This window comes from Streptomyces sp. NPDC096324 (genome assembly GCF_044763015.1).
Classification (GTDB): Bacteria; Actinomycetota; Actinomycetes; order Streptomycetales; family Streptomycetaceae; genus Streptomyces.
On record NZ_JBIWFK010000017.1, the window covers coordinates 17,597 to 41,134 of the forward strand.

The window sequence follows — 23,538 nt, forward strand, 5'->3', positions numbered from 1 at the left end:
ACATCGACCCATGAGGTACATCGGTGCTGCTCAGGCGGGTGTTACCGCCGACACCGACCGCGAGCCCTCGGACGCCGAACTGGACGTCATCGAGAGGGAGATTCCGCTGATCCTGGCGGAGGTCGACCTGTTGGACGTTCAGATCACGACCCTTGACCGTGTCCCGAGCGAGGTGGACACCCGGCGTCTGCGCCGCGCCCGGAACCGGGTGCTGACCCTGCGCCCGGACCTCGCCAACAGCACGTCCACCGCGAGCCTTTCGCGAGGTGCCGCATGCTGACGACGGCCGCTCGCCCCGAGGTGCTGGCCGACCACACCGGCCGGCCCAAGCCCCTGCTGTCCAGTGCGCTTCCCTACGAGCAGGCTCGGTTAAGTGTGGCCTTCCATGAGGCCGGTCACGCCGTGCTGGCCATGTCCTACGGCATCCGCGTGGTGGCCAGTGAGGTTGTTGCCTGGACGGCCGAGAACGGCCGTTGGGCGATGACGGGCAGCACCACGTACGACCTCGGCGAGACCCATGCTTGGCGGTTCGCCGCACAGGCTGCCGCCGGGGAGATCGCACAGGTCGGCTACCTGATGGCCCACGGGCTGTGGACGCCGGAGCGCGCTGCCGCCTGCTCGGCACCGCATGACCGTGAGCAGGCCGTCGACATCCTCGCCGGGTTCGGGTTCCGTCTCGGGCGGGACCACGTTCCCGCAGGTGGCAAGTCCTGGGGGATGGTCCAGGGCATGGCGCGCCGCAAGGTCGGTCATCTGTGGCCCGAGATCCGCACCGTGGCGCACGCCATGAACGACCGGACCGTGCTCACCGGGGACGAGATCGCGGCGCTGACCGGTCGGTCCAACCCGCCGTTGCCGGGGGGTGCGTCATGACGGCCGAACCGAACGCCACTCCCATCGGGGTGCCGCCGCTGAAGCGGGCGGAGAAGGGCGCCATGGGCCTGGCCGCGCTGGCCGCCGCCGGTGTGGGCGCCCTGGGTCTGGCATCGTCGTTCGACGCGGTGACCGGTGCCGCCGTGCGCTGGGACTTCGGGCACCCGTGGATGCTCCCCGTGGGCATCGACGTGGCCATCCCGGTGTTCACTGCGGCGAACCTGCTGCTCATCCGGCTGGGGATGCCGCTGGCCTGGGTGCGGTTCGTGCCCTGGGTGCTCACTCTGGTCACGTGCTGGCTGAACGTGGCGGCCGGCCGCGAGGTGGCCGCGAAGGTCGCGCACGGCACGATGCCGCTGCTGTGGGTGGTGTTCTCCGAGATCGCTGCGCACATGTACGCGGTCCGGATCGGCGCGGCGACGGGCCGCCGGATGGAGAAGATCCGCAAGTCCCGCTGGCTGCACGCCCCGTTCTCCACCTACGCCCTGTGGCGGCGTATGGCGCTGTGGGAGGTCACCTCCTACAGCACGGCGCTTGAGCTGGAGAAGCGCCGCCTGTTGGACCGTGCGGCGATGCGCGAGCAGTACGGCAAGGACTGGCGCAAGACCGCCCCGGAGCGTGAGCGGGTGCTGTTGCGGCTGGGCCAGTTCACCCAGGCGGACCCTGCCGCCGGCACGGTCCAGCCTCAGCCGGCCCCGGTCCCGGCGTCCGCCCCCGTCCCGCAGGAGCGGACGAAGCCCGCCCGCAAAACGACCGGCACCACGGGCAAGGGCAGGACCAAGGCTGCCCAGCGCACTACGGCCGACCTGCTCGCCGAAGCCCGCACCGTCACCACCGACTGGGCGGATACCGACGTGAACGCCGAAGCGCTGCGCAAGGCGCTGCGCTGCGGTTCGGGACCGGCCCGGCAGGTCCGCGACGCCCTGCTCGCGGAGCGGGCCGACGGCCGCGCCCTGCACCCCGTCACGGACCCGTCCGACGACGACCAGGAGGTTGCCGCGTGAACACCCTCGCCACGCTCCTGCTGTCTGCCGCACCGCTGGCCGCCGGATGGGCGGTGCACGTGCGCTGGCTGCTCGGCTGCCTGAACACGGCCCGCCGCGACCCGCTGACGGGTCTGGTGACCCGGGACGGGTTCACCCGCCGGGCCGCGATCCTGCTGAAGGACCCGCGCGCGGTCGTCGTCCTCGCAGACGTCGACCGGTTCAAGCAAATCAACGACACCCACGGTCACGCCGCCGGAGACGTACTGCTGAAGGCGACCGCCGAACGGCTGGCCCGGCACGTCGGCGGTGCTGGGGTCGCGGGCAGGCTCGGGGGCGATGAGTTCGCCGCAGTCCTCATCGACGAGCACGGCACCGCCGCCGACCTGCTGGCCGTGCTCCACGGTGTCCTCGCGCGCCCCGTCGACGGCCACGACCCTGGCTTGCACACCACGGTCTCTCTCGGCTGGGTACGGGCGGCGGACTTCGCCGAGGACGGGCTGTCCGGTCTGCTGCGGCGGGCGGATGAGGCCATGTACGCGGCCAAGCAGGGGCGTGCTGGGCTGCGCCGTGCCGGTTTGGGCCGGCTGTTCGCCACCGTCACCGGCCGCCGTTCCGGCCGCACCGGTGCCCGCACGGGTGCCCCGGTCGTGGCGGTGGCCGCATGAGCGAACCTCTCGCCGCCGTCGCCACGTGGCTGCCGGTGATGGAAGCCGCCGGCCGCCGCTGCCAGTGCTCGGGCCAGTGCGGCAACCCGCATGCCAAGGGGGAGGGCCGCTGCCCGCGCGAGCACGACGGCTACACCAGCAAGCACGGCCACCGCATCCGCCTGATGGCCGCACCGGCCGACCCGTCCATGCCGCCGACCCGGGCCGTCACTCTGCCGCCGTCGGAGCTGCGGGCGTGGTGCCCGGAGTGCTACACGGCCGCCATCCGCCGCGCCGCTGCCCCGGCGGTCGAGGCGCCGGGCCTGTTCGACCTCTGACCTTGAATGGGAGATCAGGCATGAGCCTGACGTTCACTGATCTGTTCTGCGGCGCGGGTGGGTCCTCGACGGGCCTGGTCGGCGCCGGGCTCGAACTGCGCCTGGCCGCCAACCACTGGCAGCGCGCGGTGGAGACGCACGCCGCAAACCACCGCCAGGCGGACCACCTGTGCGCGGACATCAACAACTACGACATGCGGCGCCTGCCCCGGACGGACATCCTGTGGGCCTCGCCGATCTGCACGGAGATCTCCCCGGCCGGCGGCAGGCGCCGCACCCACGGCCAACTCTCTTTGGAACTGGGGGAGTACGGGTCGGTGGAGAACGCGGGCTGGGAACGCACCCGGGCCACCGCCTACGACGTGATCCGGGCGACCGAGGTGCACCGCTACGCCGCCGTGCTGTGCGAGAACGTCCTCGAATTCGCCGTGGACTGGGAGCTGTTCGACTGGTGGCGCAGGGGCATGGAAATGCTCGGCTACCGCTCCCAGGTCGTCTCGGTGTCATCCGCCCACATCGGCGGCGAAGACAACCTCCCGGCACCTCAGTGGCGGGACCGCATCTACATCGTGTTCACCCGCACCGACGTGCCTGTCCCCGATCTCACGCCCTCGCCGCTGGCTCACTGCACCGAGTGCGGGCAGGAAGTGCGGGCAGTGCAGACCTGGCGTAACGGCCGCCGGGTGGGCAAGTACAAGCAGCAGTACGACTACCGCTGCCCGAACACGGCCTGCCGTCACGCCCTGGTGGAGCCGTACGTGCGTCCGGCCGCGTCCATCATCGACTGGTCCAACCTCGGTGTGCGGATCGGCGACCGCGGCGCGCACGGGCTGCGCCCGCTGGCCGCGAACACGGTCAAGCGCATCCGTGCCGGGCTGAACCTGCTCGGTGAGACGCGGATGGTCCTCACGGTCAACCACAGCGGGCACGACGGCCGCGCGGTCCCCGCCGACACGGCGCCACTCGCGGCCCGCACGGTCAAGATCGGCGACGCGGTCCTCGTACCGACCGGCGGCACCTGGAACACTCAGCCGACTCTTACGAGCGAGCCGATGCGCACCAGGCTGGCCAACCCCAAGGGGTTCGAGGCGCTGCTGACCCCGCCGCCGGTCGACGACTCGTTCATCGTCACGCTGCGCCGCAACGCCACCGCCCGCCCGGTCTCCGCACCGGTCGACACGGTGACCGGGCAGGGGCGGCACCACTGGCTCGTCATCCCCTACCGCAACGCGCTCGCCAAGTCGGCCGGCGAGCCGCTGCACACACTCGGCACCAAGGACTCCGCCGGGCTGCTCGGCCCGGCCCCGGAGCTGGACGACTGCCACTACCGGATGATCCAGCCGCGCGAGCAGCTGCTCGCGCAGCGCTTCCCCGCCGACTACATCGTCCACGGCAACAAGGGCGAGCAGACCATGCAGGCCGGAAACGCCGTGTCCTGCAACGTCGCCCAGTGGATCGGCGAACGCGTCACCGAGGCATTGGCCCGCACCGCAGCCCACGCGGCCTAGCTACTACAGGCTGTCCAGGATTCCCAGCACGGCCTTGAGGATTCGCGTCCTGCGGCGGTGCGCCTTGCTGCAGAAGCGTTGGCGGCGCCAGCGGCTTCGCGGCTGTGGCACCGGCGTTTGGCACCACCTGCACGGCCGTGTCCCGTTCTCAGATTCCCCCATGCCGCTCACCGTAGCGGCGCCGTGCGGGGTCCGTCCGTCCACCTTCTACAGCGTCGTCCGGACCCCGCCCTACCTCCCTCTCGGAAGGACCCTTCAGTGAACCACCCCGACGACAACGAACTCTTCAACCGGCTGGAAGCAGAGATGACAGCCGACTCCAGGGCCGAGGTAGTCGACCTCGGCAAGGCGCGGTCGGCCCGCACCGAGTCGGGCGACCGGTCGCCCGACTCGCTCGCGGACGGGTCGGGCGATGAGTCGGCCGACCCGAGTACCCGGGTGATGGTCGACCGCGAGACGCCGACCGCTACCGGTCCGGGCTATCTCGGTCGGCTCGCCGGAGCCAAGCGCCGGGCGGTTGTCCCGCTCTGGCTGAAGTCGCTGGCGGAACTCAAGACCGCGTCCGCGTGGGTGGCCCGCCACTACGCGCACACCGCCGGCTATCATGCCCTTCGCACCCCGGTCTACGCCGCTCGCCTTGCCTTCCGGGCCCCGACGGGCGCGGCCCGGTTCGTCGGCGGCACGATGCGGTGGGTCGCCGACCGTGAGGGCGAGCCGGTCCGCCTCGCCGCCGTCCGCCGCGAGGACGCCGCCGAGTACCTGAAGCTGTCGCGGCAGCGCGACGGCCGGGTGAGGCTGCGCACCATCGTGGCCGTGCTCGCCCTGTTCACCGGAATCGGTGCCGCGCTCGCCCTCTACGTCCTCGCCCCGGACTGGCTCCAGGCGGTGTCGGTGGCCGCGGTCGTGCTGGCGTTAGGCTCCGCCGGACGCCAGGCCGATGCCCCGGTCGTCCACAGGGCTGTGGAACTTCCCGACGCGCCCAAGCTCACCTCGGACATTGTGCTCCGGGCGCTGGGGGCACTCGGTATCCCGGCGATCAACCAGGCGCGGGGCAAGGGCCGGGACGGGTTCGCGTTCACCGCCCCGATCACCCGCGACGGGCCCGGCTGGCGTGCCGAGGGGGACCTGCCGTACGGCGTCACGGTCACCGACGTGATGGACCGCCGCGAACGCCTCGCCTCCGGGCTGCGCCGCCCGCTGGGATGCGTGTGGCCCGAGGCGGTGCCGGACGAGCACACCGGCCGTCTGGTGCTGTGGGTGGGCGATCAGGACATGTCCAAGACCAGGGCGCCCGCGTGGCCGCTGGCCAAGGCGGGTTCGGTGGACCTGTTCAAGCCCGCCGCGTTCGCCACCGACCAGCGCGGACGCTGGGTCGAGGTCACCCTCATGTACATCGCCGGGGTGATCGGCGCGATCCCGCGCATGGGCAAGACGTTCCTGCTGCGCCTGCTCCTGCTGCTCGCCGCCCTGGACCCGCGCGCCGAAGTGCACAGCTACGACATGAAGGGCACCGGCGACCTGGACCCGGTCGGCGACCAGGTCTCCTACCGCCACCGGGCCGGAGAGGACGAGGAGGACTTCGAGTACGCGCTGGCCGACATGCGCGAGGTCCGCGGCGAGCTGCGCCGCCGGGCCAAGGTGATCCGCTCGCTTCCCCGGGACATCTGCCCGGAGTCCAAGGTCACCACCGAGCTAGCGAACAAGCCAGCGCTGGGACTGCACCCGATCGTGATCGGGGTGGACGAGTGCCAGAAGTGGTTCGAACACCCCAAGTACGGGGCCGAGTTCGAGGAGATCTGCACCGACCTGGTCAAGCGCGGACCGGCCACCGGAATCGTGCTGCTGCTGGCCACCCAGCGCCCGGACGCCAAGTCGCTGCCCACCGGGATCAGCGCCAACGCCTCGGCCCGCTGGTGCCTGAAGGTCATGGGCCAGCTGGAGAACGACATGGTGCTCGGCACGTCCTCGTACAAGCGCGGGGTGCGGGCGACGATGTTCTCCTGGGCCGACAAGGGCATCTGCTACTTCGTCGGCGAGGGCTCGGACGCCCGCATCGTGCGCTCCGTGAACGTCAACTCGGTGCTGGCCGAGACCATCGCCCTGCGCGCCCGCGCGGCACGCGAGAAGGCGGGCACGCTCGCCGGACACGCCCTCGGACAGGAACCGCAGGTCAGCGAGGCGGCCGGATACGACCTGCTCGCCGACATCCTCGCCGTCGTCCCCGCGGAGGAGCCCAAGGCGTGGTCGGAAACCGTCGTCGCCCGGCTCGCCGAACTGCGGCCGGACGTCTACGGCGGCTGGGACGCCGAAGGACTGGCCGCAGCCCTCAAGCCCCACGGCATCACCACCGGCCAGGTATGGGGCAAGACCGAGTCCGGCAAGGGCGCCAACCGGCGCGGCATCGAACGCGCCCGCATCACCACAACGATTGCGGAGCGTGACGGAAAGCGGGACGCGGGCTGAGCGGAGAACGCCGCTAGACCTAGCACCACACCCCGCTAGGTCTAGCGGCACCGCTAGCACCCCACATCACACGTGATCAGGCCGCTAGTGCCTAGCGGCCCATCAGCGGAAACCCCGAAAACCCGCCCGGAGGGCCCGTCATGACCCCCATCCTCGCCGCTGTCGCCTGCCTGATCGCCGTCACGTTCGGTTACGGCGGGCTGTGTGCGGCCTCGCCGTTCGGCAACTGCCGCAAGTGCCGCGGTATGGGCCACGCACTCAAGACCGACCGCAAAGGACGCCTCAAGCGCGGCAAGGACTGCCGCCGCTGCAAGGCCACCGGCAAACGCATACGCGCCGGCCGCTGGCTCTACAACCGCTGGGCCCGCATCTACCGCGCCGGCACCGGCTGAGCACGCGACCGGCGACCGCCCGTCATGAGACGGACCCCGCTCCTAGCTGGAGCCAGGCAGGCACGGCCGCCGGTCTGTCGCCCCGAACTTGCCAGCACCCAGGGCGCGCAGAGCCTATCCACCCGCTCACCTCGCCCGGAAACGAGTTCCCGTGATCCTCAACATCTCCGCCGTGCTGCTGTTCGGCGCCGCGTCCGCCCTCGCCGTCAAGACCAAGTCCGCCGGTGGCGGCGCCGCCCTGGTGCTGTTCCTCTTCGGCTTCTTCGCCGCAGGAACCGGCGCCTACGAACCCATCCACAACCTCGTCCAGGCGTCCGCCACCGCGCTGGCCGACCTCGGCAACTGACGGGAGAGACCATCGTGAACGAACCCATCGTCACCCGGCACTGGCTCGCCCTCGCCGCACCCAAGACCGCACCCGCCCTCGCCACCACGACCGTCCTCGCCCTCGCCCGCGTCTGGAACGCCAACGGCGCCGAACACTCCCTCGGCAACGCCGTGCTGATGACCGCCCTGTCCATCGGCGCCGCCGCTGCGGGCGCGTGTGCGAGCGTCGGCCGCGCCGGAGACCCGGTCATCGCGGGCACCGCGTTCGCCGCCTCCGGAGCGCTCGCCTTCGCCGGCGTCGCCGGATACACCGACGGGCTCCCGCTCCCGCTGCTGCTGTGGTCCGTCGCCACTGCCGGCGCCTACGGCCTCGCCGCCCGCTACTGGCGCACCGACCGCCGCACCCGCACGGCGCACGAACGGCACGTGAGCGACCGCCGCGAGGAACACGCCCACCTCGAACGCCTGGAAGCCATTCGCGGCACCACGCAGATCGAGGTGGCCCGCACCGGCGCCGCGTACGCCGAAGCCCTCGCGCAGGCCCTCACCGCCCGCGCCGCACTGCCCGGCTTCGACCCGCAGGCGCTCACCGCGGCCGGGCTGCCCACCGTCGTCGGCCCGGTCGGCGACGCCCCGCGCGGCATCGCCGCCGCGCCCGCCGCCCATCAGATCCCCACCCACACCGAAAGCGAGTGATCCACATGTCCGTGGGAGAGACCCCCGTCACCATCGTCGGCAACCTGGCCGCAGACCCTGAACTGCGCTTCACCACCAGCGGCGCCGCCATCGCCAAATTCTCCGTCGCCTCCACCCCGCGCAGCTACGACAAGACCACCAACCAATGGCAGGACGGCACCGCGATGTTCCTGCGGTGCACCGCCTGGCGCGACCTCGCCAACCACGTCGCCGAGTCCCTGACCAAGGGCATGCGCGTGGTCGTCACCGGCCGCCTGCGCCAGCACAACTGGAAGACCGACCAGGGCGAGAACCGCTCCATGCTCGCCCTGGAAGTCGACGACATCGGCCCCTCGCTGCGCTTCGCCACGGCCACGGTCGAACGCGCCCAGCGCAACGGCGCCGGATCCGCCCCGGCCAACGACGCCTGGAACAACGCCGCACCCGCTCCCGGCGGATGGAGCGCATCCGCTTCGGCCGGTGCCCCGGCGACAGGCGACGAGCCGCCGTTCTAGAAACGCCCGGGGCGGCCGTCTCTCACCACAAGACCACCGCCGCCCCGGCTCTCTTGTCCCTTCGACAGAACAGGAGACCTCCAGCATGACACCCACAGGCAAGACCGCCTCCCCGCCTCCCTCGGACCGTCCGGACGGGAACCCCCTGCGCACCGCGCTGTACCTGGCCACCGCCGGAGTGCCGGTGCTGCCCCTGCGGGCAGGGAAGGTGCCGTTCGGCAACTGCCGCGCCTGCGCGAACGGCGCCTGCGGCGGCCGGCCGCACATGAAGAGCGCGGGCCCCTGCCAGTGCCCCTCGGTGTGCCACGGATGGGCCGCTGCCACCACGGACCCCGACGTGATTACCTCCCGCGCGTGGGCCCCGGCATGGCGGCAGGCCGTCTCCATCGCCTACCACCCGGGCGGCGCGGGACTGACCGTCCTCGACCTGGACAACGCGGCGGCCATCGCGTGGGCACGCATGACACTCCAGGCCACCCGCACGGTGCCGACCGCCCGCGGTCAGCACTGGCTCTACCGAGGGGCCATGCGGTCCGTCAACGCGGTCCGGCCCGGCGTGGACGTCAAGTCGCTCATGGCCTACGCCCGCTGGCTCGGCCCCGGCGACGGCATCATGACGGACCTGCCGTCCGCCGTCCGCGCGCTCGCCGTGCGAGAAGAGGCCACCCCACCCCGGGGGAGGGTGGCCTCTTCTTCCAGCGCGCACCCACGGTGGGACCGGACCGTTGCCAGCGGGTGCAGGCACACTGAGCAGTACGTGCGCACCGGCCTGGAACACGGGCTCGCCCTGGTCCGCAGCCACACCGAATCCGGCGCGGGATCGCAGGCCTTTCAAGTGGCCCGGTTCCAGGCCAGCCGGCACGCGCAGTGCCCCGGACCCTGCGGGCTGGACGCCATCGGCGCGCAGATCATCGACGCGGCCGTCTCCGTCGGCGTCCCCGAGCGGTACGCCCGCCGCGCCGTCGCCAACGGCCTCAACGCCGTTACGGACGGGGCGACATGAGCACCAATCCGATCCCTCCACTGCACCTGTACTCGGTGCCCAGCGATCCTGAACAGGCCCCGCGCGAGCTGCCCAAACGGGAGCGCCCGCGCACCGCCTGGACAGCGGATCAACTCATGGCCGCAGAGTTTCCCGAACCCAAGTGGGCAGTGCCCGGCATCCTCGCCGAGGGCGTCAGCCTGCTCGCCGGACCGCCCAAGGTGGGCAAGTCCTGGCTGTCCCTCGGCCTGGCCCTCGCGGTCGCCACCGGCGGGAACGCCTTCGGCTCCCTGCCCGTCGACAGCGGCCCGGTGCTCTACCTCGCCCTGGAAGACACCCCGCGCCGTCTCCAGACCCGCATGGGCAAGATGCTCGGGAACCAGGCCGCTCCGGCCGGACTGACCCTGGTGACCGAGTGCCCGCCCTTCCCCCAGGGCGGCAGCGACGCCATCGCCAACTGGCTGGAGCGCAACCCGGACGCCCGCCTGGTCGTGATCGACGTCTTCGCCAAGATGCGCGGCCAAGCCCCACAGGGCGTGTCCGCGTACGACGCGGACTACGTCGCGGTCGGCTACGCCAAGCGGATCGCCGATCACTACGGCATCGCCGTGGTGCTCGTCCACCACGTCCGCAAGGCAGGCTCGGACGACTTCCTGACCGAGGTGTCCGGCACCAACGGCGTCGCCGGCGCCGCGGACGCCACGCTCGTGCTGAAGAGGGCGCGGGGCCAGGCGGACGGCATCCTGCACGTGACCGGACGTGACGTGGACGAAGCCGAGTACGCGCTTCAGTTCCGAGCCGCCTCCGGAGCCTGGCAGATGCTCGATGGCCCGGTCACCGACCACACCATCGGCGACACCCGCGCGGTGATCCTCCGCCACGTTCGGGAGAACCCTGGTACACGCCCGCGGGACATCGTCGCCGCACTGCCGCAGCTCGATGCCGAGAACGTCCGCCGCACCTGCTCGCGCATGGCCGCAGACGGACAGCTGACCAAGGACGCCAGCGGCCGGTACTACCCGGACACCGAGAGCCGAACACAGGGTGCGCCGGGGGTGTCCCAGCTGTCCGACTGTCCCAGTACCGCACCTGAACTGCACGAACAGGTGGGCCAGCCGGAATCGGGACTGTCCCACCTGTCCCACTCCCGTTCCGCTGGTGAGAACTCGGAAGGAACCGACCGTGGCGCGTGACGAGATGCTCACGATCTCCCAGGTCATAGAGGAAATCGGCGTGCCTCTGTCGACCTTTTACCGCTGGCGGCAGCTGAGGAAGGGCCCCAAGGCCATCAAGCTCCCGAACGGTGCCGTACGTATACGCCGTTCGGAGCTGGAGCGCTGGATCGCAGCCTTGGAGGAAGCCGCGTGACCAATCGCAAGGCCAACGCAGTTCCGGGCGCTCGTGGAGGCGAGCGCCCGGCCGGGTACGAAGAGCCCATCCTTTCCACCGACGTCCGAGTCTGGAAAGTCAGCAAGATCTCCAGCAAGACAGCGCCGTACCAGCTTCGTTGGGTCGTCGCCGGAAAAGTGCGCCACGCGACTTTCACGACAACGGCGCTTGCCGAGAGCCGCCGTGCGGAACTGTGGCGGGCTATGCGCAAGGGCGAAGCCTTCGACGTGGAAACCGGGCTTCCCGAATCGGAACTCCGGGCAGCGGCAGAGAAGGCGATCACCAGGCCGGACTCGTCATGGTGGGACTTCTCTCGCGAGTACATGGCAGTGCGCTGGCGCACCGCCGCAGCGAAGACGCGTGAGGGGCTGGCGGACAGTCTCGCTACCGCAGCTCTCGGCATGATGGGGGAGAGCCCCGGCACGCCGGCCCTAGAAGACGTGCGGCGTGCCGTGCGGTGGGCCGTCGTACCGGCTCACAAGGATGAGCAGCCTCCACCGGACCTGGAGAAGGCTTGTGCGTGGCTGGCGAGTCATTCTCTTCGTCTGTCGGCTCTCAGGGACTCCAAAGTTGTGCGTGACGTCCACTACTGGCTGTCGTTCAAGCTGGACGGCAAACCGGCGGCAGCGGATACGTACAAGCGTCGCCGTCGCGGATTCAACACGGCCATGGACTACGCGGTTCAAGAGGGATACCTGGAAGGGAATCCACTGGCGGGAGTGAAGCGGCCTGCTTCTAGCGGGAGCGATGCTGTGGATCCGAGGGTCCTGGTCAATGAGGTGCAGGGGAGCCAGCTGCTCACGGCTGTCTCGTACGTCGGCTCGGTGCACCGCAACCGGGGGCGGCGCCTTGTCGCCTTCTTCGGTTGCATCTTGTACGCGGCGATACGTCCGGCCGAAGCGGTCGGACTCCGGTTGTCTGACTGCCAGCTCCCTGAAAAGGGATGGGGGACGCTCACTCTCTGGGAGACGCGTCCGATCTCGGGTAAGAAGTGGACCGACTCAGGCGAGCGGCACGACAAGCGAGGGCTGAAGTCGCGGGAGTCTGGAACGGACAGGCCGGTACCAATCCCTCCCGTTCTGGTAGCGATGCTACGAGCACACCTGAAGGAGTTCGGCACCGCTAAGGACGGGAGGATCTTCCCCAATGAGCGTGGGGACCTACTCGGTACCTCTAGCTACTGGCGGGTGTGGCAGGAAGCCCGGCCACTAGCACTCCCACCGGACAAGGTGGCTTCGCCCTTGGCTCGGAAGCCGTACCACCTGCGGGCCACGTGCATCACGAACTGGCTTCGTGCCGGTCTCCCAGTAGCGGAGGTGGCCAGGCGCGTCGGTAACTCGCCGGAGGTCATCCACCGCCGATACGCCGGCGTCATCGACGACAGTGAAGCAGAGAACAATAAGAAGATCGAAAAGGTGATGGGATGGGAGGGCACTTAAATGGAGGGCGCCGAGCGGGTAGCCGATGGCGCGAGTTCCACCTCTGGCGCTAGGGCGCCCTCGTTGGTGCGGAGCAGGCACTGAACCGCGTTACAGATCTCTCTGCGCCATTTGGCGGCTCGCTCCGCTTCCCGCGCGGTCCGGTCCCTGGTCGGGCTTGCGCTCCCGTCCACATCCTTCTTCAGCCCGGCCGACGGACCGTACCGCGTGCACAGCGATCAGCCACGTAACGGCAGAGGAGAGGCCGTTGTCGCTCTGGCGGGCGGGCGTACCACTCCATCAAGACAAAGACCAGCCTAGAACGCGGGCTTTGGACATCTCGGCCACAAGTAGTCAACTGGTCTCTACACTGAGTCGACCGTGATACGGGTGAAGGGTGCGAGGTGGGGGCGGGGATGAGTACCGAGATCGTACCGGTGGTGCAGCAGGCCTGGCCGTACATCTCAGCAGCGCTGGCTACATACGGGGGTGCGGTGCTGGTCAGGACGGAGAGTGCGGCGGCAGAAGCCACGGCAAATGTCGGACGCCGGATTTTGCATCTGTTGTGGCGCCGCGGTGATGAGCTGGAGCGGGCTGCGTTCGAGGAGGTTGTACAGGAGGCAGCGGCTGCCCAGGAGGACGAGGACGCTGCCGGCGCACTGCGCCAACAGATCAAGCGGACGCTGCGCGAGGACGCCGAATTGCTGCGACAGGTGACCGCGCTGCTGTCCGGTGTCGCGCCGGTGACTAACATCGCATCCGGGACACGGGCAGTCGCTGCCCAGCGCATCGACGTAGTGGTGACCGGCGACCACAACCAGGTCACCAAGTGAATGGTGCACCGCCACCGAGGGAACCGGAGCAGACTGCCGCCTCGGGCGAACGATCAATCGCTGGACGGGGCATCAACGTCGCAGTGACTGGCGATAACAACCAAGTTCACCAAGTGATGTTGTCGGCTGCGGAGGTACAGGCAGCGAAGGATATCCACGTACCGCTGGGCGCTGGCTATCTGCCGAGTCCAGCACACGGGGTATTCGTCGGTCGACACAGGGAGTTGGAGCGGCTGCGTGTGGCTCTAGCCCGGCAAGGTGAAGCAGCCGTGACCCAGGCTCAGGCTGTGCACGGCCTGGGCGGAATCGGTAAGAGTGCTTTGGCCCTGCACTACGCCCATCGCTACCGAGGCGCTTACAGCCTGGTGTGGTGGATCGCTGCCGCCTCTCCCGAACAGATCGACGCCTCTCTGGCAGCCCTAGCCGTGCGGCTGCACCCACAGTGGGCGGCCACCGCTCAACCGGATCAGCGCACAAACTGGGCGATCACCTGGTTGCAGTGGCATCCCGAATGGTTGCTCGTCTACGACAACGTCGAAGACCCTGAACACCTGCGCCCATACTTGGGCACTCTGAGCGGCGGACATCATCTAGCCACCAGCCGCATAGCCGTCGGCTGGCACACCATCGCGCCTACCCTTCCTCTAGATGTCTTGGCTCCCGACGCTTCGGTTGACCTGCTGTGCACCCTGGCCTTGGTGGGCCAGTCGCCCACAGACCAACAGCGGCAGGACGCCGCAGACCTAGCCGCAGACTTGGGGTACCTACCCCTGGCTCTGGAACAGGCTGGGGCGTACTTACATCAGACAGGCATTGATTTCGCCACCTACCGCCAACGGCTCGGCCTGATGCTAGACAGAGCCGCCGATGGTATCGACCCTGAGCGGACCGTCGCCCGCATTTGGAACCTAACTTTGGTGGCCATCACCGCCCGCAATGAGTTGGCAGTAACTATTCTGTACGCCTTAGCTTGGCTTGCCCCGGATCATTGTTCACGCACCCTGCTGACACCGCTCGCCTCTGACGTAATTGAGCTAGATGAAGCTCTGGGTGTCCTGCGGGCTTATAGCATGGTTTATTTCAACCAGCAGACCGTGAACGTCCATCGGCTTCTACAGACGGTACTGCGTCAACGTGCCGCGATTCAATCTCGCGGAGGCGAAGCGCCTTCTGGACTCACGGAAGCCGAAAATGTTTTGGCCGAAGCTGCAAGTGCGGCAGAATTCACGGAGGCGGTAAGTAATCCCATTTGGGATTCCCTGGCCCCGCATGTCATAGCCCTAGCGGAAAATGCGCCAGCGAGTCACGAATCTGCGACTTTGATGGATCTCTTTTGTGATTTCGGTGACTATTTTCACGCGTGCAAGCAGAATTCTCGGGCTGTGCCCCTCTGGGAGGTCGTGCGAAATCGACTCACGCAAGAAATGGGTGAGGTCCATCCGAGTACCTTGATTGCCTGTAATAATCTTGCTGGCACCTATGTGGCTGCTGGAAAATATGTTGAGGCAATATCAACCTGGGAGAGTGTTAAGACCGCATGCGAACAAGCCCTAGGGGAGGTGCATCCCACCACTCTATCCATCTATAACAACCTGGCATATGCGTACACGATGTGTGGGGATACGGATAAAGCTATTCCCCTTTACAAAGTCACCCTTTCCCGACGGGGAAGGATTTTGGGGAGGGTGCATCGCGATACGCTGGCGGCGTGCAACAACCTCGCTTATGCTTACCAAGAAAATGGAGATCTGCGCCAAGCCGTCTCTCTTTACGAAGAGACCCTAAGGGAAACCGTGGAATCCCTGGGGGAATTCCATCCGGACGCCTTGAATACGATGAATAACCTCGCTGGCGCCTACGAGGCATCCGGCGACGGAGAGCGCGCCATCATTCTCTATGGAAAAGTTGTTGCTCATGCCGATCGGGTATTGGGAGCTACTCACACGGATACACTCCTTGCTCAGACTAACCTGGCATGCGCTTACATGAAAGAGGGTGATCCTGTAAAAGCGGTTCCAATGCTGCAAAAAGTGCTCGCTGTGGCCGAGAAAACATTGGGTGAAGGGGACCCCTATACCCTCATTATTCGAAGTAATCTTGCATATGCGTACGGGGAGATCGGGGAAGCAGAGCGGGCGATCTCCGCTTATGAGGATTACCTCACTCAAGCGGAAAGAGTGTTAGGTGATGACCATCCCCATGTTGAGCTGGCTCGAGAAGCCCTTACTGATCTCCAAATAAGTCAACAGAGAGGCGAATGATGTAATGGCTAGGATTCAGACGCAGGTTCGCCGCGTGCTGGTGCACACGATCAGCCTGTTGCTGTCTCCGGCGGGGAACCGTACGTAGGGCCAGGAGTCATCGACAGCCCTGATCTGCCCCATGCGAATAGGCTGCTGATGCTGGCCGCGCAGCTCCATGGCGCGCTTCAGGTTCATCGATGCCCTGGCGGCGTGTGTGCCGCAGTCGGGTCCGTAGATAGGTGAGTCGCTCAGCAGGCAAAGCGCTGTCCCGGACTGCGTGGAGAGTGGAGCTACGAGGAAGGGGCCGGCGCGTGTTTGGCCCACACGCTCCTCACACGTGATCCGTGCGCAACAACGAGAGAGGGCGGGAGTCAGTGAGACTGACTCCCGCCCTCTTCTCTCGGCATCCGCCCTGGTCAGATCCCAAATTTGGGAGGTGATGTGGCGAGTGCCCCCGGCAGGATTCGAACCTGCGCACACGGCTCCGGAGTGGATGCCTAGATCAGCTGGCGTGACCTTCTGGCCTGCGGTGGAGTCCCTCAGCGGGTTTTAGCGGTACCGAGTGTGTCGGAGGTGTGTCGGACGCCCTCGCGATGCCCGAGTCGTCAAGCCGGTGAACCTGCGTCAGGTCTACTCGGTCCGTCGGCCGTTCAAGGCAGCCTCGCCCGTGTCTGCGCCCACCTCACGCTCGTGTGCGCCGTTGTCACCGCGCCTGCGCCTGGGTAGGCTGCGCCTTGCCATGCGGACCTGGGCTGAAGTGCTGGGGCTGACAGCAACCCGCCGTTGACCATGCGAACGGGCAAGTAGCTCGTACGACACGTCAATTGGCAGGACTTCCCATTACTTGTGGCCGCATTGGTGCGCGTTTGTGCTGGTGCGGCTTCTGAGACGTGATGTGAGACAAAAGTGATTTATTCGTTCATCGCGCACACGAGTCCGGGGCGGAGCAGAGTGTTCGCCCTTGTGAAAGGTCCTCGCGAAGAGTTGGAGGCAGTGACCACGCTGGGAGCTGGCGATCTCCATCTAACCGAGGAACTGGTCGACGCGCTCAACGGCTTCCTGGCCGACCGGGACGATACGGCTATCGGCGTAGTCCTGAACCGAGTCCCGAAGCCTGTGCGCATGGCCACGCAGCGATACCTCAAGGAGAAGTGCCCGCCGGTGCTCGGAGCCTTTAGTGGGTTCGGTCCGATCGACGTGGTTCGCCCTGCTGTCTACTTCAGAGACATCGATGATGAGCTGGAGGAGTATCTCGAGGGTGCATACATGATCGGGCTCGGTATTCGCATGTCGAACGAGCGGGACAGCGAAGGTGACGTCGAGTGGGTTATGCAGTTGCTCAGCGATGAAGTCTCCGTGCCAGCCAGCGCCGAGCCTCGCACATGGGAGCTTCCCGCAGAAGCGAAGCTCCTGCAGACCTGGACGAGTAAGCAACGCAACGGCCCTGTCGGCCCCGTTCGCGGCGCGCTCAATGTGGCGGAGGAAGCAAGCGGCCAGGGGCGTTGGGTAAGGATCCATACGTTGCTTCACAGCGACCGCGATGTCGACTTCGAGGGCAACGGAACTTCGGAGTTCGTCGTCGACGTCTTCGATGCGCCTATCCCGCTGCAGCGCTTGGAGGAGTAGTGGGTGGTACTGCCGTGCTCGGCAGTCACGGCTGTTGAGCGCGGCAGCTCGGCTGCCGCAGTCGCCGGAAGCTTCGCGGCCCAGCGAACAGGTCTTGTGGGTCTGGCACGTCTGCACGGACGCTTGCGGCGGCTCAGCCTGCGCCAGGCCATGGGGGGGGCTTACCAGGACGGTGGTTATGCCGGCCTCCTGTCTGCGCCCTCACGAGCCAAGCCAGACCGGAAGTCGCCTCCGGCTCCTACGCCCATTGGTGTCCGGCTTCGCCGGCAGCTGTAACACGCGGGGGGCGCCCGGGGTGTTACAGCCTCTCGGAGCCGGGCAGGGCGTTCGATGCCGTCCCATGGACGCGGCCGCAGCACGCCCTTGCTCTGTTAGGCGAGCGCCGTATGGTCGACTCAAACAGACACGGAGGTTAAATGCCTGAACAGGTAGGCGAGTTCAGATGGTGGTGGATCAAGTTACGCAACCCGAGAGATGCGCGGTTCTTCCTGTACTACGCCAACAGTGGGGCTGCGGACGCTCAGGTTCTACGGGTATGCGATCGAGACGGCCTTGATCACGCGGTCTTGATCTGGAACATCTGTCATGGCTCCCTGAATGGCAGCGCCAGGGGCTGGGACGTCGGCTCATGCGATGGGCTCTGCGTGCGGGACCGGGCTACGACTGGGTCACGTCAAGCCAGTCGCCTGACGGCCAGCAGTTCTTCCCTGTGCTGGCACGCGAGACCGGCGCAGCGCTTACCAACAAAGGGAAGACGTGCGCGCACATCGACGTGGCGAACCGGGCCTTTCCCCGACCTCGACTCGTACGCGATATCTGAGTGCGTCCGCCCCGACCCGGACACCCCGGACGCCCTCTATTCAGGCTGTCCGGGCGATAGCGCAGGTGAGAGCCATAACCGGACAGCCGGATAGTGCGGACACCTCCCAGCGCGGTTGCATCGGACCCGGACAGTCCGTCCGGCCCCTCTCCCGTTCACTGCCGCACGCTGGTCATGGCCGCGGTTACACGCAAGAGGTGCTGGCCCGCCTGGTGGGTCGGAGCACTGACTGGCTGGCGAAGATCGAGACTGGCCGCAGGAAGCCGCCAGGATCGAGGCCGTGGGGCGAGCGCTACGGTCGGCGTCGTCGACCTCGTGGTCTGGGCCGGACAGGTGCGTGTGGTCCGGGCGACGGGGCACTTGGAGAGTCGTTCGGCGGCTTGAGGGGGGCGACGGGTTCAGGCGGTTGGCCATCGACAGTTTCTAGACCAGGCAGGAACCCGTGGTCGGGGTTGATACGACCGTTTTGGGCGCGCTCGGGTACTGGCAGGATGCGGCGTCGATTCAGTTCAGCTACATCGATCAGGGGTGAGGCCAAGATGCGGTCGAGTAACTCCGCTTGCTGCGGCTCAAGGGCAGTTACGTGACTGAGTACGGCGAGTATCTCCACAAGTTCCCGACTCCACTCGTGCTCCCAGTGTTCGGGGCGCTCGCGGTCGAGTTCACTGGTCACCTTGCCAGCGGTGCGGTTGCTGCGGTATGCGAGCCAGCTGTCGAGTACGTTGCGTCCGCCAGTGGTGTAGTTGCGCATGCGCGGCGTGACGCCAGTAAAGATGCCCTCTTCGATGATCAGGCGCTCGTTTTCGGGGTCGTAGTTGATAGCGGAGGGGAGTTTGTCAGGCGCGACTTCTCGGGCGTACGTGATCTCGGGGTGCAACCGTCGCCACCAGTTTGACGTGCCTGCTGGGCGGCCGTTGCCGGCGTCGATGCAACGTGTGCCGAATGTGGAGGCCCACAGAATGTGGTGGCCCAGGCTGACGGCTTCATGCCAGAGGTCGCTGGCGGCGGTCAGGGGTATGCGCACGCCCGGTGAGTTGAGGTCGTCTGCATAGCGCTCGGTGAAGGCGGGATGGGCGGTGACGGCGGCCATGTAGGCCAGCAAGTCTTCAGGGAGGACTTCTCTAAAGCCGTAGGAGTTGGCGAGGTGACGTAGCAACCCGGGGGCGATGTTGGGCGTGCTGTCGGCGTGGACGAGCGGCAGAACGCGACCGCCGTTTCCATTGAAGTAGTGCATGTCGGGAATGAGGGCGGTGAAGAGCAGCGCCGGCCCCGTCTGCAGCCGCTGCGAATGCTGTTCGACGACGAAGAACTGGTCATCGTGTGCGGCATGCCATAGTTCTGGACGGGAACGGTCTATGACGCGCCCGTCGGGTATAAGCCACTGGCGGTCGAAGGCTCTACGGGCGATACGTACTGGAGTAGGACACGGACCTTGTTCGTCGCGGAGGAGAGTTCGTGGATGGGGGTGGCCGGGTATCTGGAGGGCTTCCTTGTTCAGGGCGCGGTCGCCGGTTTCTTTGAATAATTCTTGTTGCGTGATGGGATCGCGTTCCTGGATGAGGCGGTCCCATCGTCGGTGCAGCACAGATTTGGATGGGCTGATGACCCAGTTCCGATTAGGCTTTATACCCGGCTTGCGCCAGGGCATGAGGTCAGTGAGGGCGGGAAACGCATCCCAGCCGCTGCGGGATGCAGGTGTGAAGGGGGCATGCTCGGCAGGCCGGGATGTCTGCCAGACGGGACCTGCAATATGTAAGTCGTGTAGTTGCTGTTCTTTATCATGGCGGGTGCCTTGGACGGCCGTGTAGTGGACGGGGGCGAGTTGGTCTCGACGTTCGCCTTGTTTACGGACGAAGATGGCGATGGCCAATTCCTGCTGGACGCCAGGGAAAAAGCGGCTGCTGAGTGGGGGCCTCTTGGTTTCAGGAGTGAGGTCGATGACCCAGCCCTCGGTGCAAGTGCGACGCAGGTATGAGCGCATTCCCTGAAAGCCGGCGCCGCGAATGAACCCGCCGGTGCTGACGAAGCAGACAACGCCGTGGCGGTCGTCTTCGTACTGGTCAAAGACTTTGTGAGTGGCCCAGCGCCAAAAGTAGGTGCACAGGCTTTTCAACTTGTTCTCGTACACTCCTGCCGCGCCGCGCAACCGGAAGGCGTCCAGGGGCGGGGACCCTCGGTCTGGAGATCCGTTCTCGATCCATCCTCCCTGGCCCTCTGCCTGTTCGCGGTGGGGAGGGTTGCCGATGACTACAGTGATGCGCTCCTCGCGCTGGATGGTGCTGGCGGCTTCAGCGTTGTCGCGTAAGGGACCCCACAAGGCACCGTATCGGGTGAAGAGCTCGCTTGGACGCCAAGGGTCGGCGAGGGTGTCGGCAAGATGTAGACGCATGTCGCTCAGCCGGACCCGAGCGTTAAGAGAACGCAGTATCTGTCCGACGCGCATCTGGGCGACAGCGAAGGCACCCATCTGCTTTTCAAAGCCGATCAACCGGCTTGCAAGTTCTTGTACGGATTCGGCGCGGAACCCGTCATTGCCGCCCTCGGATTGCTTGCGGGCTACAAGGTCGATGATGCCGGTAAGGAAGGTGCCGGTGCCCATGGCCGGGTCGATAATGGAAACGCCAGGGTCGGCGAAACCGTCCTGGCAACCCAGCGTGGTGATCAACACCTCATCGACAAGACGGATCATCTCCTTCATCAATGGTGCCGGGGTGTAGTAGGTGCCGGAGTTCTTACGGAGGTCGGGGTCGTACTCCTGCAGGAAGTGTTCGTAAAGGTGCACGTGGAAGCCGGGGTCGCTAGAAAGGGCACTCTGCCAGTCGATGGCATCGATGACGCGAACGAGCATGTCGAGGCTGTCGCGAAATTCTCCCTCGACTTGGTCTGTGAGAATCTGTAGGGCGCGCCCCATGACGGAGTGCTCCGCTCCCAGACGCCGACCGACCTCATGCAGGCTCATCTTGGAGAGTGTGTTGCCGTGCCCATCGGCGATGTCCGAGCTGGCTAGCAAGAGTGCGAAGGTGACGGATTGGGCGTAGCGGTCGGCGAAGGACGCACGTCTGTCCCGGTCATCGGTACTGGGAAAGAGATCGACTTCAAGGTTGGATGCCAGGTCGGTGAAGGGGCGCCGATGGCGGGGGACGCGGGCTTCGGCGTCGAGACGGTCGTGGACGGCATCTCGTAGAAGAGTGCACAGGGGGGCTACCTGGGCAACCACTTCCCGCATCGACGTCAACGGATGCGGCTGCCAACTGAAGAACGCTGTCAGCATTGATTCAAAGGCGGCTTCGCTGGCTACCGGTAGCCGAAGGCGGACGCCTGCGGTACGCAGATCGCCCTCGAGGTGGATGGTTTCGCCATGCTGCCGGCCGGAGCGGTACATGATCCATGTCTGGCCGTTGGTGTATATCAAGTTGGGCAGCTTTGCCATGCCCTCCCACTGTCGGCGGTCGCGTTGATTCAGCCCGCCGGGATGGATCACGCTCTTGTCCGGGCTCTTCAGCTCGACGTAGCCGACGATGTTGCGCGACAACTTCCCGATCCGCACAGCCAGGTCAGGGCGTATTCGGTGCGCGGCGATAGCTACCTCGGCATGCAGGACAGCCTGCAACCCCAACGCGCCTGCCGCGTCGACGAGAAGCGTCTCCACGGCGCGGCGTATCGCGGCTTCCTTCTGCCCATGCAGCAGTGCCTGCTTGCAGGTTGCACCGAACTGACTGACGATTTGCCGAAGCCCGTCCCTGCGCTGCATCCCGCCCCCAGAGGCCAGCACACTCCCGGTGTCCAACTCGACACACGGTAAGGGCGCGGTCACCAATCGTCGAGAGCGCCTCAAGGCCGCGTACCTCGAACGTCTACGACAGCGCCCACTCCTCCACGGGCCTTGATCAGGTAGGGAAGATTCCACCCCATCCCTCGTGAGGCAGACCGGATCGGAAGTCGCCTCTGGCTCCTACGCCCTTCGGAGGTCGGCTTCGCCGACGGGCTGAAACTTCTCCCCGGGTGTTACAGCCTGTCTGTGGCCGGACAGCCCGGACAGCGGCCCAACGATCTGTCCGGCCCATTGGCGCAGGTGAGAGCGCTAACTGGACAGCCGGACAGCTTCAAGCACCGGTCCTTCAGACCCGGACAATCTGTCCGGGTTCGCTCCTGCTCAGTGCCTCACGCTCATTGTGGGGCTGTTGGAGGCCGAGATCGCCTACTAGCTCCCGGCCGCGTCGGTACCGTGAGAGACGCCCCTACTCAGCAGCGGGAGGCAACACCCCATGCGTGGTCTCGGAGATCACCTCAGCATCGGCGAGCGCATTGCGTTCTACCGCAAGCGCCGCGGCTATACGCAGGAGGTGCTGGCCGGCCTGGTAGGTCGTAGCACTGACTGGCTCGCGAAGATTGAGACCGGGCGCCGGAAGCCGCCGCGTATCGACATGCTTGCGGAGTTGTCCCGCATCCTGCGAGTCCAGCTCGGGGATCTGCTTGGGCAGACCGTCCTCATGGAGGATGAGCGGCAACAGGATGACGTCCCCGCTGTGCGTGACGCCCTCATGAGCCCGCGTCGCCTCTCACGCCTGCTGTTCGGTCCCGATGCAGAGGCTCAGCTCCCGACTCCCGCCCCTATGGCCGTACGCGTGGAACAGGCGTGGAACGACTACCAGGGCGGACGGCTCGGCACTGTTGTTGCTGCGCTTCCTGCATTGCTCCAGACGGCGCAGGAGCTGGAAGAGCGAGCCGCGCGGCACGGCGAAGAGCGCGGCGACTGCTGGGCAGTGTCGGCCCGTACGCATCATCTCGCGGCTACAACACTGGCGAAGGTCGGGGAGTCGGACGTCTCTTGGCTCGCTGCCGAGCGGGCGATGCGAGCCGCTGATGAGTCGGACGACCCGCTCGTGCTGGCGTCCGCAGCACGGTCTGGCACGCATGCCCTGCTTGCCAACGGGCGCTACGACGACGCCCTTGAACTGGGCAACACGGCTGCGGCCTGGCTAGCGTCCCAGGTGTCCGTGCACGATCCAGCGGCGCTCAGCCTGCTTGGAATGATCCATCTCCGAGCGGCTGTCGCCGCAGCGCGGCATCAGGACCGGCCGACGGCTACGGGCCTTTTAGATCGTGCCGAAGAACTCGCAGGCGACCTCGGGTCTGATGAGAACTATTGGCAGACCGGCTTCGGGCCAACCAATGTCCTGCTCCATCGCCTGTCCATTGAGCTGGATCTCGACAATGTCTCGTACGTTGTGGAGCACGGCCGAATCAACGTCGACCACATGCCGCAGGAGCGCAGCGTCTCGCACCGCATCGATTACGCACGTGCTCTGTCGCTTGCCGGCCAGGGCGACGAGGCATTCACAGCGCTGCGTATGGCTGAGCGCACTTCGCCGCAGCTTGTGCGCAACAATCCGAGAGTGCGCGAGACGCTCAGGGATTTGATCAAGCAGTCACCCGTGACCGGTGGATCGCGTTCATCCGAAGTATTCGTGATGGCTCAGCGGTGCAGGGCGGTGCAGTGAGTTCA

General features: G+C 66.7%; 20 protein-coding genes and 1 pseudogene. 20 read left to right on the plus strand and 1 reads right to left on the minus strand.

Annotated features, from left to right (window positions below; translation table 11 throughout):
• Positions 1-10 precede the first annotated feature (10 nt).
• The 19 genes and pseudogenes from ACIQ7M_RS34640 to ACIQ7M_RS34730 form a co-directional block, all read left to right on the plus strand.
• Complete coding sequence (locus tag ACIQ7M_RS34640) at positions 11-280, plus strand: DUF6284 family protein (protein WP_403651619.1); 270 nt, start codon at positions 11-13, stop codon at positions 278-280.
• Positions 274-873, plus strand: a complete 600-nt coding sequence (locus ACIQ7M_RS34645; protein ID WP_403651621.1) for a hypothetical protein — start codon at positions 274-276, stop codon at positions 871-873. The genes ACIQ7M_RS34640 and ACIQ7M_RS34645 overlap by 7 nt, the downstream gene beginning before the upstream one ends.
• Positions 870-1,877, plus strand: coding sequence for a DUF2637 domain-containing protein (locus ACIQ7M_RS34650; protein ID WP_403651623.1), 1,008 nt, complete (start codon positions 870-872; stop codon positions 1,875-1,877). Before ACIQ7M_RS34645 ends, ACIQ7M_RS34650 begins: the two co-directional genes overlap by 4 nt.
• Positions 1,874-2,524: a GGDEF domain-containing protein gene (locus ACIQ7M_RS34655; protein ID WP_403651625.1), complete on the plus strand. Its 651-nt coding sequence runs from the start codon at positions 1,874-1,876 to the stop codon at positions 2,522-2,524. Before ACIQ7M_RS34650 ends, ACIQ7M_RS34655 begins: the two co-directional genes overlap by 4 nt.
• Positions 2,521-2,841, plus strand: coding sequence for a hypothetical protein (locus ACIQ7M_RS34660; RefSeq protein ID WP_403651627.1), 321 nt, complete (start codon positions 2,521-2,523; stop codon positions 2,839-2,841). The genes ACIQ7M_RS34655 and ACIQ7M_RS34660 overlap by 4 nt, the downstream gene beginning before the upstream one ends.
• Before the next feature lie 20 nt (positions 2,842-2,861).
• The gene (locus ACIQ7M_RS34665; RefSeq protein WP_403651629.1) at positions 2,862-4,349 is read left to right on the plus strand and encodes a DNA cytosine methyltransferase; all 1,488 of its coding nucleotides are present in this window, start codon (positions 2,862-2,864) and stop codon (positions 4,347-4,349) included.
• A 258-nt stretch (positions 4,350-4,607) separates the two neighbouring features.
• Positions 4,608-6,812 carry a cell division protein FtsK gene (locus ACIQ7M_RS34670; RefSeq protein ID WP_403651631.1) on the plus strand — a complete coding sequence of 735 codons (2,205 nt, stop codon included), beginning with the start codon at positions 4,608-4,610 and terminating at the stop codon, positions 6,810-6,812.
• A 140-nt stretch (positions 6,813-6,952) separates the two neighbouring features.
• A complete protein-coding gene (locus tag ACIQ7M_RS34675; RefSeq protein ID WP_403651633.1) occupies positions 6,953-7,204 on the plus strand; it encodes a hypothetical protein in 252 nt (83 codons plus the stop codon).
• A gap of 151 nt (positions 7,205-7,355) precedes the next feature.
• The gene (locus tag ACIQ7M_RS34680) at positions 7,356-7,550 is read left to right on the plus strand and encodes a hypothetical protein (RefSeq protein ID WP_398394298.1); all 195 of its coding nucleotides are present in this window, start codon (positions 7,356-7,358) and stop codon (positions 7,548-7,550) included.
• 14 nt (positions 7,551-7,564) lie between these two features.
• Entirely contained in the window at positions 7,565-8,227 is a 663-nt protein-coding gene (locus tag ACIQ7M_RS34685) for a hypothetical protein (protein WP_403651635.1), read from the plus strand.
• Positions 8,228-8,232: 5 nt separating this feature from the next.
• On the plus strand, positions 8,233-8,721 hold the full coding sequence (locus ACIQ7M_RS34690) for a single-stranded DNA-binding protein (protein WP_403651637.1): 489 nt from the start codon (positions 8,233-8,235) through the stop codon (positions 8,719-8,721).
• Between the two features lie 85 nt (positions 8,722-8,806).
• A complete protein-coding gene (locus tag ACIQ7M_RS34695; RefSeq protein ID WP_403651639.1) occupies positions 8,807-9,724 on the plus strand; it encodes a bifunctional DNA primase/polymerase in 918 nt (305 codons plus the stop codon).
• On the plus strand, positions 9,721-10,896 hold the full coding sequence (locus ACIQ7M_RS34700; RefSeq protein ID WP_403651641.1) for an AAA family ATPase: 1,176 nt from the start codon (positions 9,721-9,723) through the stop codon (positions 10,894-10,896). Before ACIQ7M_RS34695 ends, ACIQ7M_RS34700 begins: the two co-directional genes overlap by 4 nt.
• A 4-nt stretch (positions 10,897-10,900) precedes the next feature.
• A complete protein-coding gene (locus ACIQ7M_RS34705) occupies positions 10,901-11,071 on the plus strand; it encodes a helix-turn-helix transcriptional regulator (RefSeq protein WP_403651835.1) in 171 nt (56 codons plus the stop codon).
• The gene (locus ACIQ7M_RS34710; protein WP_403651643.1) at positions 11,068-12,531 is read left to right on the plus strand and encodes a tyrosine-type recombinase/integrase; all 1,464 of its coding nucleotides are present in this window, start codon (positions 11,068-11,070) and stop codon (positions 12,529-12,531) included. The genes ACIQ7M_RS34705 and ACIQ7M_RS34710 overlap by 4 nt, the downstream gene beginning before the upstream one ends.
• A gap of 395 nt (positions 12,532-12,926) precedes the next feature.
• Positions 12,927-13,343, plus strand: a complete 417-nt coding sequence (locus tag ACIQ7M_RS34715; RefSeq protein ID WP_403651645.1) for a hypothetical protein — start codon at positions 12,927-12,929, stop codon at positions 13,341-13,343.
• A gap of 269 nt (positions 13,344-13,612) precedes the next feature.
• Entirely contained in the window at positions 13,613-15,604 is a 1,992-nt protein-coding gene (locus tag ACIQ7M_RS34720; RefSeq protein ID WP_403651647.1) for a tetratricopeptide repeat protein, read from the plus strand.
• 975 nt (positions 15,605-16,579) lie between these two features.
• Positions 16,580-17,212: a hypothetical protein gene (locus ACIQ7M_RS34725; protein WP_403651649.1), complete on the plus strand. Its 633-nt coding sequence runs from the start codon at positions 16,580-16,582 to the stop codon at positions 17,210-17,212.
• An 885-nt stretch (positions 17,213-18,097) separates the two neighbouring features.
• Positions 18,098-18,289: pseudogene (locus tag ACIQ7M_RS34730) on the plus strand (helix-turn-helix domain-containing protein); the annotation flags it as partial.
• A gap of 35 nt (positions 18,290-18,324) precedes the next feature.
• Here the strand turns inward: ACIQ7M_RS34730 and ACIQ7M_RS34735 are convergent.
• A complete protein-coding gene (locus ACIQ7M_RS34735) occupies positions 18,325-21,783 on the minus strand; it encodes a type ISP restriction/modification enzyme (protein ID WP_403651651.1) in 3,459 nt (1,152 codons plus the stop codon).
• Between the two features lie 514 nt (positions 21,784-22,297).
• Between ACIQ7M_RS34735 and ACIQ7M_RS34740 the strand changes: the two genes are divergently transcribed.
• The gene (locus tag ACIQ7M_RS34740) at positions 22,298-23,533 is read left to right on the plus strand and encodes a helix-turn-helix domain-containing protein (RefSeq protein ID WP_403651653.1); all 1,236 of its coding nucleotides are present in this window, start codon (positions 22,298-22,300) and stop codon (positions 23,531-23,533) included.
• Positions 23,534-23,538: the final 5 nt, after the last annotated feature.